Origin of the sequence: Pseudoruegeria sp. SK021 (assembly GCF_002119405.1) — a bacterium.
In the GTDB taxonomy this organism is placed as follows: Bacteria; Pseudomonadota; Alphaproteobacteria; order Rhodobacterales; family Rhodobacteraceae; genus Meridianimarinicoccus.
Genome location: NZ_MTBG01000035.1, coordinates 15,687 through 31,148 on the forward strand (window position 1 = coordinate 15,687; position 15,462 = coordinate 31,148).

The 15,462-nt window shown below is 61.8% G+C and carries 15 protein-coding genes; 10 read left to right on the plus strand and 5 right to left on the minus strand.

Annotated features, from left to right (window positions below; translation table 11 throughout):
• Positions 1-62 precede the first annotated feature (62 nt).
• From BV911_RS15790 to BV911_RS15815, 6 genes are all read left to right on the plus strand, one after another.
• Positions 63-1,595: an acyl-CoA carboxylase subunit beta gene (locus BV911_RS15790; protein ID WP_086054576.1), complete on the plus strand. Its 1,533-nt coding sequence runs from the start codon at positions 63-65 to the stop codon at positions 1,593-1,595.
• Between the two features lie 193 nt (positions 1,596-1,788).
• Complete coding sequence (locus BV911_RS15795) at positions 1,789-2,184, plus strand: RidA family protein (protein ID WP_086054577.1); 396 nt, start codon at positions 1,789-1,791, stop codon at positions 2,182-2,184.
• Positions 2,181-2,540, plus strand: coding sequence for a hypothetical protein (locus BV911_RS15800; RefSeq protein ID WP_240512282.1), 360 nt, complete (start codon positions 2,181-2,183; stop codon positions 2,538-2,540). The genes BV911_RS15795 and BV911_RS15800 overlap by 4 nt, the downstream gene beginning before the upstream one ends.
• On the plus strand, positions 2,534-2,935 hold the full coding sequence (locus BV911_RS15805) for a hypothetical protein (RefSeq protein WP_086054579.1): 402 nt from the start codon (positions 2,534-2,536) through the stop codon (positions 2,933-2,935). Before BV911_RS15800 ends, BV911_RS15805 begins: the two co-directional genes overlap by 7 nt.
• Positions 2,936-3,077: 142 nt before the next feature.
• Entirely contained in the window at positions 3,078-3,284 is a 207-nt protein-coding gene (locus BV911_RS15810) for a hypothetical protein (protein ID WP_086054580.1), read from the plus strand.
• 116 nt (positions 3,285-3,400) lie between these two features.
• Positions 3,401-5,401, plus strand: a complete 2,001-nt coding sequence (locus tag BV911_RS15815) for an acetyl/propionyl/methylcrotonyl-CoA carboxylase subunit alpha (protein ID WP_086054581.1) — start codon at positions 3,401-3,403, stop codon at positions 5,399-5,401.
• Between the two features lie 99 nt (positions 5,402-5,500).
• Here BV911_RS15815 and BV911_RS15820 read toward each other — a convergent pair whose 3' ends face one another.
• Positions 5,501-5,974, minus strand: a complete 474-nt coding sequence (locus tag BV911_RS15820) for a DUF4174 domain-containing protein (RefSeq protein ID WP_086054582.1) — start codon at positions 5,972-5,974, stop codon at positions 5,501-5,503.
• 137 nt (positions 5,975-6,111) lie between these two features.
• On the opposite strand from BV911_RS15820, the gene scpA reads away from it, so the two are divergent.
• The 4 genes from scpA to BV911_RS15840 all read left to right on the plus strand — a co-directional run bounded on the left by scpA (position 6,112) and on the right by BV911_RS15840 (position 10,140).
• On the plus strand, positions 6,112-8,247 hold the full coding sequence (gene scpA, locus BV911_RS15825) for a methylmalonyl-CoA mutase (RefSeq protein ID WP_086054583.1): 2,136 nt from the start codon (positions 6,112-6,114) through the stop codon (positions 8,245-8,247).
• 203 nt (positions 8,248-8,450) lie between these two features.
• Complete coding sequence (locus BV911_RS15830; RefSeq protein WP_086054584.1) at positions 8,451-8,975, plus strand: GNAT family N-acetyltransferase; 525 nt, start codon at positions 8,451-8,453, stop codon at positions 8,973-8,975.
• A gap of 90 nt (positions 8,976-9,065) precedes the next feature.
• Positions 9,066-9,743 carry a molecular chaperone DjiA gene (locus tag BV911_RS15835; RefSeq protein WP_086054585.1) on the plus strand — a complete coding sequence of 226 codons (678 nt, stop codon included), beginning with the start codon at positions 9,066-9,068 and terminating at the stop codon, positions 9,741-9,743.
• A gap of 91 nt (positions 9,744-9,834) precedes the next feature.
• Positions 9,835-10,140 (plus strand): DUF4389 domain-containing protein, encoded by a 306-nt coding sequence (locus tag BV911_RS15840; protein WP_086054586.1) that lies wholly within the window; start codon positions 9,835-9,837, stop codon positions 10,138-10,140.
• A gap of 6 nt (positions 10,141-10,146) precedes the next feature.
• Here BV911_RS15840 and tmpT read toward each other — a convergent pair whose 3' ends face one another.
• The 4 genes from tmpT to BV911_RS15860 form a co-directional block, all read right to left on the minus strand.
• Positions 10,147-10,797: a thiopurine S-methyltransferase gene (tmpT, locus tag BV911_RS15845; RefSeq protein ID WP_086054587.1), complete on the minus strand. Its 651-nt coding sequence runs from the start codon at positions 10,795-10,797 to the stop codon at positions 10,147-10,149.
• A 99-nt stretch (positions 10,798-10,896) separates the two neighbouring features.
• Positions 10,897-12,453, minus strand: coding sequence for a Ppx/GppA family phosphatase (locus BV911_RS15850; protein WP_240512283.1), 1,557 nt, complete (start codon positions 12,451-12,453; stop codon positions 10,897-10,899).
• A gap of 31 nt (positions 12,454-12,484) precedes the next feature.
• On the minus strand, positions 12,485-14,722 hold the full coding sequence (locus BV911_RS15855) for an RNA degradosome polyphosphate kinase (RefSeq protein WP_086054588.1): 2,238 nt from the start codon (positions 14,720-14,722) through the stop codon (positions 12,485-12,487).
• On the minus strand, positions 14,722-15,462 hold a 741-nt coding region (locus BV911_RS15860), incomplete at its 5' end, for a hypothetical protein (protein ID WP_371588276.1). The genes BV911_RS15855 and BV911_RS15860, both read right to left, overlap by 1 nt.

The following is a 15,462-nucleotide window of genomic DNA, read 5'->3' on the forward strand; positions in this document are numbered from 1 at the left end:
AAGAGCTTTGACCAGATGGCAGGACTATATAGTCTTCGCGACAAGAGAAGGAAACGCGTCACATGAAAGACATCTTGCAGCTACTTGAAGATCGGCGGGACGATGCGCGGCTGGGCGGCGGGGCGCGGCGGATCGCGGCGCAGCACGCCAAGGGCAAGCTGACGGCGCGCGAGCGGATCGAATTGCTGTTGGACGATGGATCGTTCGAAGAGTTTGACATGTTCGTCCGCCACCGCTGTACCGAATTCGGCATGGAGGGCGACCGCCCGGCAGGCGATGGTGTGGTCACCGGTTGGGGCACAATCAATGGCCGGATGGTCTATGTCTTCAGTCAGGATTTCACGGTCTTTGGTGGCTCTTTGTCCGAAACCCACGCGCTGAAGATCTGCAAGATGATGGATATGGCGATGCAGAACGGTGCGCCGGTGATCGGGCTGAACGACAGTGGCGGCGCCCGCATCCAAGAAGGGGTGGCCAGCCTTGCCGGCTATGCTGAGGTGTTCCAGCGCAACGTGCTGGCCAGCGGGGTCGTGCCTCAGATCAGCGTCATCATGGGCCCCTGTGCGGGCGGCGCGGTGTATAGCCCGGCCATGACCGACTTCATCTTCATGGTGAAAGACACGTCCTATATGTTCGTGACCGGGCCGGACGTGGTGAAGACCGTCACCAACGAGGTCGTCACCGCCGAAGAACTGGGCGGCGCGTCGACCCACACCCGAAAATCCAGCGTTGCCGATGGCGCGTTTGAGAACGATGTGGTGGCCCTGACCGAAGTGCGCCGCTTGGTCGATTTTCTGCCGCTGAACAATCGCCAGAAACCGCCGGTTCGACCATTTTATGATGATCCACAACGGGTTGAGCCAAGCCTCGATACGTTGATTCCAGAGAACCCGAACCAGCCATATGATATGAAAGAACTGATCCTGAAGGTCGCGGATGAGGGCGATTTTTATGAGATTCAGGAAGAGTTCGCTAAGAACATGATCACCGGTTTCATCCGCATGGAAGGCCGAACGGTTGGCGTCGTCGCCAACCAGCCGATGATCTTGGCCGGGTGTCTGGACATTGACAGCAGCCGCAAGGCGGCGCGGTTTGTCCGGTTCTGCGATGCCTTTGAAATTCCGATTTTGACGCTGGTTGATGTGCCGGGATTCTTGCCGGGGACCAGTCAGGAATATGGCGGCGTCATCAAGCACGGCGCGAAGCTGTTGTTCGCCTATGGCGAGGCGACGGTGCCGAAAGTGACCGTGATCACCCGCAAGGCCTATGGCGGGGCCTATGACGTGATGTCCTCGAAACACCTGCGCGGCGATTTCAACTATGCGTGGCCCACGGCCGAGATCGCGGTGATGGGGGCCAAGGGGGCAACCGAGATTCTGTACCGGTCAGAAATGGGCGATAAGGATAAGATTGCGGCCCGGGCGAAGGATTATGAAGACCGGTTCGCCAATCCGTTTGTGGCCGCCGAAAAGGGCTTCATCGACGAGGTGATCATGCCGCATTCGACCCGGCGGCGGGTGGCCCGGGCCTTTGCCAGCCTGCGCAACAAGAGCCTGACAAACCCGTGGAAGAAGCACGACAACATCCCACTTTGAACGCGATTTATTGGATCGGACTTTTATCGGACTTTCGTCGGACTTTCATCGGGGCGTTTATCAGACTAGAGCGGGTTTGTGGGCCTGCTCTGCTACAAAGGCCCGGTATGCACCGCTGCAAACTTTCTACGGCGTGGCCCAAAACTTTGCAGCCGGTAAGGCGAAATTAACCTGATTTATGAGTGAGACGTAAATGCCGTTGCCTGACTTCCATTTTGTGAAAGATGCGCCCAAGCCGGTCGGACCGTTCTGTCACGCCACCGAAATTGATGGCTGGATTTTTCTGACCGGACAAATGCCCACCTTTCCAGACGATCCCAACAAGCCGATCCCACAGGGCATCGATGCCCAGACCCGGCAGGTTTTTGACAACCTGCGCCGGGTTCTGACCGGGTTGGGGCTGGACTTGGAAAATGTGGTGCAATGCCGGTGCTATCTGGCCGAGTTCGAGCGCGATTTTGCGGCGTTCAACTGGGTCTATCGGTCCTATTTCGACGCGGAACACCTGCCGGCGCGCACCACGATCGGCGTCACCGCGCTGGCCGTCGGGGCCTTGGTTGAGATCGACATGGTGGCAAAGCGCCCGTGAGTGACCGGTGGCATATGGTTCGGGACGGGGACGGCCTGACCTTGGCGCGGCACCTGCCAGCGCGGTTCGACCTGTCGGCCGAGACCCGGTTTCCTGCGTTGCGCAAAGGGGCACTTGCCCATGAAGTACGAAAGGACCTCTGGCGGCTGCTGCGGCAGATCCGGGGGTTTTCACCAGTTGTCCGTGTCGTGGAGGACGATGCGGGCATGACGCTCTGGGCTGGAGGGGCGGTGTTTGGGAGGATGCCGCCAAAAGTGCAGGTTGAGGCGCAGATCGCCTCTCTGCTAGCCAGCCCAGAGCACAGAATTCGTTGGATTCGTCATGCGCGAATTCAGAAAGGACCCAAATCATGTTAAAACATCGCGGTTTTCCCGGGCGGCTTCCGGGATCGGATTACCAATTCGTCGTCCGGCGCGGCAATCCGCGTGGCGTGACGCCGCTGACCCGGCGCGAGCGGTTCAAGGATCGCCGTCCGCCGGACAAGCGTGCGGATGAGGGGTTCATGGCGGCCCTGTGGGAACATTTCGGCGAAGAACCATTTGAGCGCGGAAATCTGGATGCAGGCCGGTTGTCGTGGGTGTTCGGGCGCGAAGTGATTCCCGCCGAAGACCCGTTTGATCCGGCCAGCTATGAAGCCTTGCTGCGGATCGACGTGAAACTGGCAGAGATGACCTTTCCCGGGGTGTTCGCCGCGCCCGCCGAGGACAATTATGATGAGGATGATGAACCGCCCGAGGACGATTGGGAATGAGCGGGTTTCAGCCGGGTTTGGGGCAAAGTTCCGCCGATTTTAAGAAATCGAAGGAAGAAGGCAACTGTTCTGCACCAACAGGCGTTGTAAGAGTCAGTTCGCGCACCTTGCGCGGAGGCAACGACCAACGAGGAGACAAGAAATGGCTTGGCTGGGAAAAATATCGGGGATTATCGGAATTTTGGCACTGTCGGCTTGCGGCAACACCGACCTTGAGCGCACCGCGACCGGTGCGGTCATCGGCGGTGCTGCGGGGCAGGTCGTGGCCGGAGATCCGGTCACGGGCGCATTGCTGGGCGGCGCTGCTGGCGCGACCTGTCGCTCTTTGGGCACCTGCCCGAACAACTGATCGCAGATCTGACGCCGCGTTTGCCGCGTCCGTTGGTGGCCCTCAGGCCGCTGACCTTATTGCCCCGTTCCGGCCATGTGCCGGGGCGGGGTTTTTCGTTTGAAAGGGACCGGACGATGTTCAAGAAGATCCTGATTGCCAATCGCGGTGAGATCGCTTGCCGGGTGATTAAGACGGCCCGGACCATGGGCCTATCGACGGTCGCGATCTATTCCGATGCGGATCGCCGGGCGCTGCATGTGCAGATGGCGGATGAGGCGATCCATATCGGGCCGTCGCCAGCCAACCGGTCCTATATCGTGATCGACAAGGTGATGGCGGCAGTTCGGGCCAGTGGCGCCGAGGCGGTGCACCCGGGCTATGGCTTCTTGAGCGAGAACAGCAAATTTGCCGAAGCGTTGCAGGCCGCAGGGGTGGCCTTTATCGGGCCGCCGGTGGGCGCGATTGAGAAGATGGGTGACAAGATCACCAGTAAGAAGATTGCCCAAGCGGCAGGGGTCAACACGGTGCCCGGCTATATGGGGGTGATCGCCGATGGCGACGATGCGGTGCGGATTTCCGGCGAGATCGGCTATCCGGTGATGATCAAGGCCAGCGCGGGTGGCGGTGGCAAGGGCATGCGGATTGCCTGGAAGGAAGACGAGGTCCGCGAGGGGTTTCAGTCATCGAAGAATGAGGCCGCCAGCAGCTTTGGCGATGACCGGATTTTCATTGAGAAATTCATTACCCAGCCGCGCCATATTGAAATTCAGGTTCTGGCCGATAGTCACGGCAATGCAGTGTACCTGCACGAGCGGGAATGCTCGATCCAGCGCCGCAATCAGAAGGTCATCGAAGAGGCGCCGAGCCCGTTTCTGGACCCCGAGACCCGCAAGGCGATGGGTGAGCAGGCCTGCGCTTTGGCCAAAGCGGTGGGCTATGCCAGCGCCGGGACGGTCGAATTTATCGTCGATGGTGACCGGAATTTCTATTTTCTTGAGATGAACACCCGCTTGCAGGTTGAGCATCCGGTGACTGAATTGATCACCGGCATCGATCTGGTCGAGCAGATGATCAGGATCGCCAATGGTGAGGCGTTGAGTTTCACCCAAGATGACATCCAGTTGAAGGGCTGGGCGATGGAAAGCCGGCTCTATGCCGAGGATCCGTATCGCGGCTTCCTGCCGTCGATCGGGCGGCTGACCCGCTATCGCCCGCCCGCCGAGATCGCCACGGAAACGGCGGTGGTGCGCAATGATACCGGCGTCTTTGAGGGCGGCGAGATCAGCATGTTCTATGACCCGATGATCGCCAAGCTGTGCACTTGGGCCCCGACCCGCGCCGAGGCGATTGAGGGCATGCGGGTGGCGCTGGACAGTTTCGAGGTGGAGGGCATCGGACACAACCTGCCATTTCTGTCGGCGGTCTATGATCATCCGAAATTCATCAGCGGCGACATCACCACAGCGTTTATCGCCGAAGAGTATCCCGATGGCTTCAAGGGTGTGTCCCTGCCGGAGGCTGAGATGGTGCGGGTTGCGGCTTCGGCGGCGGCGATGTACCGGCTGGCCGAAATTCGCCGTACCCGGGTGTCGGGCCGGATGGACAACCATGAACGCAAGGTCGGGGATGACTGGGTCGTCAGCCTGCAAGGCGAGAGCTATGCCGTGACCGTGGCCGGGCAGGGCGATGGGGCTGAGGTGCGGTTTGCCGATGGGCGCGTTGTCTCGGTGCGCTCGGACTGGACCCCGGGCACCCGCTTGGCAGTGATCGATGTGGATGGCGCGCCCTTGGTGCTGAAGGTGGACAAGATCGCTGGCGGCTTCCGTCTGCGCACCCGCGGTGCCGAGTTGACAGCGCTGATCCGAACGCCTCGTGCGGCGGAACTGAGCGCCCACATGCTGGAAAAGGTCGCGGCGGACACGTCGAAGCTGCTGCTTTGCCCGATGCCGGGATTAATTGTGAACGTAAACGTCGCGGTCGGCGATACGGTGCAAGAGGGTCAAGCCCTGTGCACGGTCGAAGCGATGAAGATGGAAAACATCCTGCGGGCCGAGAAGACCACCACCATCACCAAGATCAACGTCGCCGCCGGGGATAATCTGGCGGTGGATGACGTGATCATGGAGTTTGAATAGCAGGGATGACCAAGGCAGCGTGGCCCTTTTGTACACGGTCTGCCCGGGGCCCCGGCGCTTGGGGGCCGGGGCAATCAGGCGGCATTTGCGGCGGGCCGATCAGCCGCCCGAATTTAAAAGCGCGCGGTCCCGCACCTCTTGCTTGCGCAGGGGCATTTTGTCGATCTGCCGGGTCAGTTCGCGGACGTTCCATGGGGCGGGCTTGCGGATGACCACTTGCCCATCCTTGCCAAGCAGCACCAGCGAAAAGCCGCGCGGGCGCAATTTGGTGCGCAGGGGTGACATGGCGTCCGGGTCGGTGTCGACCAGAACCACGACATCGCGGTCGAACAGCTCTTGTTTGCGGGCCTCCAGCAACTCCATCTGCTGGATAAAACGCGGATCGTTCGGGGTGTCGGCAAAGACCACGACCGGGCGCGCCGTCCAGAGGAATGTGGCCAGATCGTCAGACGGCGTGATCAGTGATTGGGCCTCCGGCATGGCATCCCCGGCGCTGGGGATCTCGACCGGCTGGGCGGCGGCACTGGTGATCGTGGCAGTCAGAATGACGAGGGCAACGATGGATTGGAACATAGGGCCTCCTTATAGTCCCACATATAGTCTTTCCGGGCGATAAATCGAAGTCCGAACTGGGGCTTAGATGTCGAAACCGCAATTTGTCAGAGCAGCGGCACCGCCGGGCCTGCGCCAATCAGAAGGTAAGCGTGCCAATGACCGATGATGTAGAGACCTGGAAAACCATCGCTATGAAAGAATTGCGCGGTCGGCCTTTGGACGATCTCACGTGGACAATGTTAGAGGGGATCAAGGTCAAGCCCTTGTATACAGAGGCTGATTTGCAGGGCTTAAGTCATCTTGGGTCGGTCCCCGGGGCCGCGCCTTTCACCCGTGGGGTCAAGGCGACGATGTATGCCGGGCGGCCTTGGACCATCCGGCAATATGCGGGCTTTTCCACTGCCGAAGAGAGCAACGCCTTCTACCGAAAGGCGCTGGATGCGGGGCAGCAGGGGGTGTCGGTAGCCTTCGATCTGGCGACGCACAGGGGCTATGACAGCGATCATGCGCGGGTTGAGGGCGATGTGGGCAAGGCCGGGGTCGCGATTGACAGCGTTGAGGACATGAAGATCCTGTTTGACGGCATCCCGCTGGAAAAGGTGTCGGTGTCCATGACCATGAATGGGGCGGTGATTCCGGTGCTGGCCAGCTTCATTGTCGCGGGCGAAGAGCAGGGCCATGATCAGTCGCTGCTGTCGGGGACCATTCAGAACGATATTCTGAAAGAGTTCATGGTGCGCAACACCTATATTTACCCGCCCGAGCCCAGCATGAAGATCGTGGCCGACGTTATTGAATACACTGCGGACCATATGCCGAAGTTCAATTCGATCAGCATCTCGGGCTATCACATGCAAGAGGCCGGGGCCAATCTGGTGCAGGAGCTGGCCTTCACGCTGGCCGATGGCCGCGAATATGTGCGCACCGCGATTGCCGCCGGCATGGATGTGGATCGGTTTGCCGGGCGCTTGAGCTTTTTCTTCGCCATCGGGATGAATTTCTTCATGGAGGCGGCGAAGCTGCGGGCGGCGCGCCTGCTCTGGAGCCGGATCATGGCCGAGTTTGAGCCGAAGGATCCGAAATCGTCGATGCTGCGGACCCATTGCCAGACCAGCGGCGTCAGCCTGGCCGAGCAGGACCCGTATAACAACGTGGTGCGGACGGCTTATGAGGCGATGTCTGCGGTGCTGGGCGGGACGCAAAGCCTGCATACCAATGCACTGGACGAGGCCATCGCCCTGCCGACCGAGTTTTCGGCCCGGATTGCGCGCAACACCCAGTTGATCCTGCAGGAAGAAACCGGGGTGACGAATGTGGTCGATCCGCTGGCGGGGTCGTATTACGTCGAAAGCCTGACCGCCGAGATGGCCGAACAGGCCTGGGCGCTGATCGAAGAGGTCGAGGCGCTGGGCGGCATGACCAAGGCGGTGGCCTCCGGCATGCCCAAGCTGCGGATTGAGGAAAGCGCCGCCACAAGGCAGGCCCTGATTGACCGGGGCACGGATGTGATCGTTGGCGTCAACAAGTACAAGCTGACCAAGCAGGACCCGATCGACATTCTGGATATCGACAACGCTGCTGTCAGGGACAGCCAGATCGCGCGCCTGGACCGCATCCGGCAAAGCCGCGATGCGGCGGCGGTCGAGGGCGCCCTTGCGGCGCTTGAGGACGTCGCCCGCACGGGCAAGGGCAATCTGCTCGCCGCAGCGGTGCAGGCCGCCCGGGCGCGGGCCAGCGTGGGAGAGATCAGCATGGCGATGGAAAAAGTATTCGGGCGTCACCGGGCCGAGGTCCGCACCCTCGCCGGGGTTTACGGCGCGGCCTATGCGGGCGACGATGGCTTTGCTGCGATCCAGAAGGACATCGAGGCGTTTGCCGAAGAACAGGGCCGCCGTCCGCGGATGCTGGTGGTCAAGATGGGGCAGGACGGTCATGACCGGGGGGCCAAGGTCATCGCCACCGCCTTTGCCGATATCGGTTTTGACGTCGATGTCGGGCCGCTGTTTCAGACCCCGGCTGAGGCGGCGCAGGATGCCATCGACAATGACGTGCATGTGATCGGAATCTCCTCGCAGGCTGCGGGGCACAAGACGCTCGCGCCGCAACTGATCGCGGAATTGCAGCGGCAGGGCGCGGGCGAGATTCTGGTGATCTGCGGCGGTGTCATTCCGCAGCAGGATTATGCCTTCCTGAAGGATGCAGGGGTCAAGGCGATCTTTGGGCCGGGCACCAATATTCCGCAGGCCGCCCGCGAGATCCTCGATCTGATCCGAAGGGCGCATGCCGCCTGAGCCACCGGTCTCCGCGCCACCTTAGGTTGGTGCGGGTGCCTTTGGGGGACGGCATTGCCAAAATTGTGCATTTTCCCCGTCTTGGGCGTGTGTAATTTGCGCAGGTGACGCGTTGGCCCGGTTGCCGACCTCTGCGACGGCTTGGCTTGGCGTGCCGGGTGCAGGACGGTGGCGCCGGGATTTGTTTTGAAAGGTACCTGCTGATGACCGAGTTTGTTCCCTTGCGGCCCCTCACCGCGCTTTGGATCCGGCCCACCACTGCCGCGGATTTACCGGCGATTGCTGCGCTTTATAATCAAGAACTGCGGGCGCATGACCGGATTTTCCGCAGCACTGAGAAGCCGGTCGCGGAATTTGAACAAGAGTTGATCCGCAAGGCAGCCACCGGGCACCCGCATCTGGTGGCCGAGGCGGCGGACGGCTTTTTGGGATTTGCGACCTATGGGCTGTTTCGCGACAACGATGGCTATCGTTACACGATGGAACACACCATTCTTTTGCCAGAGGCGGCGCAAGGGCGCGGCGTCGGACGGCAGTTGATGCAGGCATTAGAAGATCACGCCCGCGCCCAACGTGTGGAAACCATGGTGGCGGCGATCAGCGGCAGCAATGCGGCCGCCCAAGCCTTTCACGCGCGGCTGGGTTATGTCGAAACCGGGCGGATGCCCGGAACCGGCTGGAAAAACGGGGTCTGGCTGGACCTCGTGTTGATGCAAAAACGCCTATGACGTTGGCGCAAATGCCGCGCGGGCGGACGGCTTGCCGCAGGGGTGAAAATGCAGATGCACGCGCCGCGTCGGGCCGCTAGGGTGCCGCCCATGTCGATCTGGACCCGCATAGCTGACGCGCTCGCTGCTCTTGCCAAGGGCGAACCCCTGTCGCAGGTGTTTTCCCGCCTGCGCACTGACCCGGAACGCTCGGTCGGCTTTGCCATCGCGGTGATCGCCCTCGGCGCCAAGATGGCCAAGGCCGACGGTCACGTGACCCGATCAGAAGTGACGGCCTTCCGCGAGGTGTTTCACATTCCCCCCGCCGAAGAGGCCAACGCGGCGCGGGTGTTCAATCTGGCGCGTCAGGATGTGGCCGGTTTTGAAGCCTATGCCGAGCAGATCGCCCGCATGCTGCATGGGCGACCAGAGATTCTGGCCGATCTGGTGGAAGGGCTGTTCCATATTGCCATGGCCGATGGCGGCTTTCATCCGAACGAAGAGATATTTCTGACCCGGGTAGCGGAAATCTTTGGCCTGACGCCGCGCGAGTTTAACCGTATCCGCGCCCGTCTGGTATGCGACAGTGAGCCCGACCCTTACGATGTGCTGGGGGTCAGCCCTGAGGATGATCCGGCCGAGATCCGCACGGCGTGGCGCGAGCTGGTGCGCCAGACCCATCCCGACCAGATGATTGCCCGGGGCGTGCCGCCCGAAGCCCTGAAATTGGCCGAGAAACGCATGGTGGCAATCAATCGCGCGTGGGAGCAAATCCAAGCGGGTGCCTGAGGCGCGCGGCGGGATCGGGGAAATTGCTGGCATGCTGCGGTCTGTGCTAGGCTGGCCGCGACCACGGGGTCGGTGAGGACAGGGGAACGCAATGCCAGATCACGACGAGAAATTAGCAGGGCGCTTGTACGGCGAACAAGACGAACCGGCGATCAAGGAAAACATGCTGCTGCGCCTGATCCATATGATCCTGATCGCGGTGATGATTTCCTTGGCCCAAACGATTTTGGGCGTGGTGACTGTGGTGCAATTTGTCATCATGGTGGTCAATTCGCGGGTGCCGAATCCGCGTTTGGCCGATTTCGGGACCGATCTGGGGATCTGGGTCGCCAAAGCCGCCCGCTATCAGACCGGCGGCAGCGAAGTGAAGCCGTGGCCTTGGACCGAACTGGACTGATCCGGCTTAGAGCGAACCGATCTTAGGGCGCAGGTGCCAGATGGTTTCTTGCGCCGGGATGATGCCTTTCAGGCCGCCCTCGATTGCGCGGGTTTGCAGGTCGATAAGCGCGAAGGTCGCCGCATAAAGGCGGTCCACTTCGGCGGCGGGGACCGAAAAGGGCGGTCCGTCTACCGCGCTTTGGTCATATTCAAAACAGATCAGCAGTTGCGGGGCGGTGGCCGTTATCGCGGTCAGATGCGCAGCATAACGGTCGCGCAGATCGCGGGGCAGGGCCACCAGCGCCGCCCGGTCATAGACTGCATCCACCGGCCCAAGCCGGTCGGCGGGCAGATCGAAGATGTCCCCGACGAACAGATCAAGGCCGGGTGCTGAATACTGCCGCAGGGGGCCGAGGTCTTGGATCGTGGGGGTGATGCCAAGCCCGGCAAAGAGCGCGTCAATCGCCCGTTGGCTCAGCTCGGCCCCGGTCACGTGAAAGCCCTGCGCCAACAGCCATGCAATATCGCGGGTCTTGCCACACAGCGGCAGAAAGATCCGCGCACCCGGCCTCAGCGCCAGCGCCGATAAATGGGCGCACAGCAGACTGTTGGGTGCCCCTTCGTGGAAGGCGATCTGGCCCTTCGCCCATCTGTCATGCCAAAAACTGGGGTCCATCGCCGTGCCCGTCTGTTGCGAATTCGGTGCCAGTGTGGCGCGGTGCGGCGGCCTTGGCAACGGGGGACGCCCGACCCGCCCCGTCTTAGGCGGGCCAGTTCAGGGGCGGCTTCGGCGCAGCGCGACCACATCGGTCTCTGCGCCAAGGGCTTTGGCCAAAGACAGGAACCGGGCCTGCGCCACCTCGCCATAGAGGGCCATTGCCTTTGGTCCGATGCTGAGAACCAGCTTCTTTTGCTGCGAATGCCAACGCAGGCCGCCCAGACTGTCGCCGTTCTGAGCGGTGAACATGGCCCCAAACCGCATGGCCTTGCCCAGAATTTCGGCCTGAACGATGTCGTCGGGTGCAATCAGCGACAGTAGCGGGTCGAAACGGTCACTGGACCGCGAGTTCTTGTATCGGTGCAGCAGGGCCAGCCCCAGAAACACCCGGCCCTGATGGTTCAGCCCGCCCAGATTGGCGCGGGTGGCATAATCAAAGCAGACATCCGGGCGATAATCGGGATGGGTGCGCCAGCTGACATCATGCAGCAGGCAGGCCGCCCGGATCAGCCGCAGCCGGGCCACCGGGGCGCGGGAATAAAGTGGCCGGATGAAGCGGTACAGTTCCTTGCCAAAGCCGGGCACCCGGGCGTCCTTGGCTTCGGCAAACTGGCACGCCTCAATCAAAGGGTCACGGTTGCGCAGGCGCGGCGGCATCTGCTCATAAAGCAGCCCTTCGCGCAGGCCGAAGCTTGATATGTTGATCTCACGGGGTTTCAGAACCCGCAGCACCCCGGCCAGAACCTGTGCTGCAATCGGCACCAGCGCCAGGCGATCCGCACTGATGCCGGTTTCGGGGCGAATGGTGTCCAGATCGGCGGTCTCGATCCATTTCAGCGTTTTGCGCAACTCGGCGGCGGTCATGTGGTACTCGTGCAAGACCTTCAGCGGGTAATTCCGTCGATACATGTCCAGCCGGGCGATGGCCCGCCACGAGCCGCCAACCAGATACAGAGGCCGGGGGCTTGCCTCGATCTTGTCGCGCAGGAGGGTGATCTCTTTTTCGATATGGGCGCGCAGCCCCTTCTTGCCGCCGGAAATCCGGTTCAGGCGCAAGGGGCCAAGCGGTGCGGTGCCGCGCTGGCCGACCTTGCCATCGGTCAGCACCGCCAGTTCCATGGACGAGCCGCCGATATCACAGACCAGACCGTCCGCCCACGGCCAGCCCAGCAGAACGCCCTGCGCCGCTAGTCGGGCCTCTTCCGTGCCGTCGATGACGTGCAAGCGTAGGCCGGTACTGTGAAGAACCTCGGCGCAGAACTCTGGCCCATCGCTGGCTTCGCGGACGGCGGCAGTGGCCACGGCCGTCAAAGGTGCCAGATTTAACCCGTCGGCAAGGGTCTGAAAGCGGCGGATCGCGTCAAGTGCCCGTTGCCGGCCACGCGGGTTCAACCGGCCAGTTTCATCCAATCCTTCGCCGAGGCCGCAAAGGATTTTCTCATTGTAGAAATAGGCGGGCGAACGGGCCGCGCCGTCGAAGATCACCAAACGGACCGAGTTTGACCCAACATCCACCACGCCGACCCGCGACAGATTGCGGGCGTCATCGTCGTTGAATAAGGGGCGGCCGAAAGGGCCCCAATCGTCGGTGGTCTCTGTAGCCAACATGTCCATCGGGTCTCCGTCCCTTGCGGGGGGGTTGCGGTTAGTCGATCTGACTGTCGAGGATCGCGCCGTCTATGGCGCTTGAGGTGGGCGGGGCCAATCGCGGGGCATCGCCGACCCCGGCCGAACCGCGCCCCGACAGGGACGGGTTTTCCAGAAAAAAGCGGTGACAGCTGAACATGCCTTCGGGGGTATCGGTCCGGGGCCGTGTCGAGGTGCCATTCGGGGTCAGCACCCAGCTTTGCGCTTCGTCGCACAGATTTGCCGCCATGATCTGACTGACAATCTGTTCCTTGACGGTGGGGTTCTTGCATTCGACCAGCGTTTCGACCCGCCGGTTCAGGTTGCGCCCCATCCAGTCGGCCGACGAAATGAACACCCGTGCCTTCGCCGATGGCAGGCCCTGACCGTTGCCGAAACAGACGATCCGGGAGTGTTCCAGAAAGCGGCCCACGATGGATTTGACCCGGATGTTTTCGCTCAGACCCTTGATGCCGGGTCGCAAGCCGCAGATGCCGCGGATGACGCAGTTGATTTTAACCCCGGCCTGACTGGCAGCGTATAGCGCGTCGATCACGTCCGGTTCCACCAGCGCGTTCATCTTGACCCAGACATCGGCGGGCTTGCCGGCGCGGGCAAAGTTGGCCTCGCGTTCCAGCATGGTCAGGATATCGGATTTCAGGGTTGCTGGCGCCAGCGACAGGTTCTCAAGCGCGGCGGGCTCGGCATAACCTGAGATATAGTTGAACACCTTGTTGGCATCGCGCCCCAAGGCCTCGTCACAGGTGAAGAAACTCAGGTCGGTATAAAAGCGCGCGGTGATCGGATGGTAATTGCCGGTGCCGTAATGGGAATAGGTCACCAGCTTGTCGCCCTCGCGGCGGACCACGGAACTGATCTTGGCGTGGGTTTTGTAATTGGTGAAGCCATAGACCACCAGCGCGCCGGCCCGTTCCAGCATCCGCGATTGGCGAATATTGGCGGCCTCGTCAAAGCGGGCCTTCAATTCGACCAAAGCGGTGACCGATTTGCCGTCTTCGGCGGCCTCGCACAGGGCGGCGACGATGGGGCTGTCCCGTGACGTCCGATAGAGCGTCTGCTTGATGGCCAGCACATTGGGATCCTGCGCCGCCTGTTGCAGGAACCGCACCACCATATCAAAGGTCTCATACGGGTGATGCAGCAGCATGTCCTTCTGGCGGATCGCGGCGAACATGTTGCCGTCATGATCTTGCACCCGTTCCGGCACCCGCGGCGTATAGGCGGGCCACAGCAGGTCGGGGCGATTTTCGAACACCAGTTCCTTGAGATCGGCCAAGCCGATCATGCCCTTGATCTCAATGATTTCGTCTTCGGTGACGTGCAGTTGGTTCGAAATGATGCTGCGCAGCTCGGCCGGAGCCCCAGCCGAGATTTTCAGCCGGACCACCTGACCGCGCCGCCGCCGTTTCAGAGCGACTTCGAATTCCCGCACCAGATCTTCGGCCTCTTCCTCGACCTCTAGATCGCTGTCGCGCAGCACCCGAAACCGGCAATCGCCAGTCAGGCAATGGCCGGGAAACAGGCTGTCGACATGTAGCAGCAGCAATTCTTCCAGCGGCAGCACCCGGTGTTCGCCGGGCTTGGACGGCAGGTTGATGAAGCGGGCGATCTGTTGCGGGATCGGCAGCAGCGCGCGCAGCGGTTTGCCGTCACTGCGCCGTTCCAGCATCAACGCAAGGGCAAAGCCGGTGTTGGGAATGAAGGGAAAGGGATGCGCCGGGTCCACGGCCAAGGGGGTCAGAACCGGAAAGACCTGCGACATAAAGAGGTCCGTCAGGAAAGTGCGATCGGCCTTGTTTAGCCGCGAACGGGTCAGGATCCGGATGCCTTCACTGGCCAGATCGCGCCGCAGAGCGGACAGCGCCTGTTGCTGGGCCTGCATCAGAACCCGGGCTTCGCGGTTGATCAACACCAACTGATCTGCCGGGCTTAGGCCGTCGGCGGCCGTGGTGACGTTGCCAGCCCGGGCCAATTCGCGCAATCCGGCGACGCGAACGGTGTAGAATTCGTCAAGATTGGTGGCGGAGATTGAGACAAAGCGCAGGCGTTCCAGCAGGGGAACCGCCTTGTCAGCCGCCTCTTCCAACACCCGCCAGTTGAAGGCCAGCCACGACAATTCGCGGTTAAAAAACCGATCCGGTCCGGTGAAATCCTTGCCCTTCAGCACGACCGGCTCTGGCTTTGGTCCATTTAGAAAATCGGCAAAGGTTGCACGGGTCGGTTCGTTACTAAGCATCACATTTGGTCCGCGTTGGGAAAAAGACGGGACAGTACCTCGGCGGCCATGGTGCGGGACACGCGCTTTTGCCGAGACAATGCCTCGTGGTCAAGGGCATTAACAACCCTGTATGCCACATCGAGTGCGCGGTCCATGCGGGTAACCAGATAGGTCAGGGTCTCGTCACCGATGGCCAACTGTCGGTCGTCGCACAGTTTGCACAGCACCATGCGCAGCAGATGGTCATCCGGGCGTTGCAGGCGGGCGATGGGGCAGGTTTGAACCCGGCTTTCCAGATCGGGCAGGGTCAGGCCCCACGTGCCGGGGGCGTCAGGGGCGGCCAGCAGCAGCGGCACGCCCCGGCTTTGCACCAGATTGAACAGATGAAACAGGGTTTCTTGCCGCCCGGCATCCCCGGCGGTCCGGTCGGCGTCATCCACCGCCAATCCGGGGGCCGTCGCGGCCAGTTCCAGCGCGTCTGGTGACAGATCACGGCCTGACAGCAGCGCCGCACCGGTTTCGGCCTGCCAGATCCGCAGCAGGTGGGTGCGCCCGGACCCCTTCGGCCCACACAGAAGCTGGCGGTTCAAAGGCCAGTTCCGCCAGTCGTCCAGCGCCGCAAGGGCCGCGGCATTGGACGGGGCCAGAAGAAAGTCGGCGCGGCCCATGTGGCGGGCCATTTCCAGATCGAGCAGCAGTTGTGTGCCTGTCATGGAGCGTCGGTGCCAGCGGCGGCACTGGCTGGGGGCACGGCCGGG

Coding starts and splice junctions, on each gene's coding strand:
- BV911_RS15815 (WP_086054581.1), top strand. CDS start 3,401: ATGTTCAAGAAGATCCTGATTGCCAATCGCGGTGAGATCGCTTGCCGG.
- BV911_RS15805 (WP_086054579.1), top strand. CDS start 2,534: ATGTTAAAACATCGCGGTTTTCCCGGGCGGCTTCCGGGATCGGATTAC.
- scpA (WP_086054583.1), top strand. CDS start 6,112: ATGACCGATGATGTAGAGACCTGGAAAACCATCGCTATGAAAGAATTG.
- BV911_RS15790 (WP_086054576.1), top strand. CDS start 63: ATGAAAGACATCTTGCAGCTACTTGAAGATCGGCGGGACGATGCGCGG.
- BV911_RS15820 (WP_086054582.1), bottom strand. CDS start 5,974: ATGTTCCAATCCATCGTTGCCCTCGTCATTCTGACTGCCACGATCACC.
- BV911_RS15850 (WP_240512283.1), bottom strand. CDS start 12,453: ATGGACATGTTGGCTACAGAGACCACCGACGATTGGGGCCCTTTCGGC.
- BV911_RS15810 (WP_086054580.1), top strand. CDS start 3,078: ATGGCTTGGCTGGGAAAAATATCGGGGATTATCGGAATTTTGGCACTG.
- BV911_RS15830 (WP_086054584.1), top strand. CDS start 8,451: ATGACCGAGTTTGTTCCCTTGCGGCCCCTCACCGCGCTTTGGATCCGG.
- BV911_RS15835 (WP_086054585.1), top strand. CDS start 9,066: ATGTCGATCTGGACCCGCATAGCTGACGCGCTCGCTGCTCTTGCCAAG.
- BV911_RS15840 (WP_086054586.1), top strand. CDS start 9,835: ATGCCAGATCACGACGAGAAATTAGCAGGGCGCTTGTACGGCGAACAA.
- tmpT (WP_086054587.1), bottom strand. CDS start 10,797: ATGGACCCCAGTTTTTGGCATGACAGATGGGCGAAGGGCCAGATCGCC.
- BV911_RS15795 (WP_086054577.1), top strand. CDS start 1,789: ATGCCGTTGCCTGACTTCCATTTTGTGAAAGATGCGCCCAAGCCGGTC.
- BV911_RS15855 (WP_086054588.1), bottom strand. CDS start 14,722: ATGCTTAGTAACGAACCGACCCGTGCAACCTTTGCCGATTTTCTAAAT.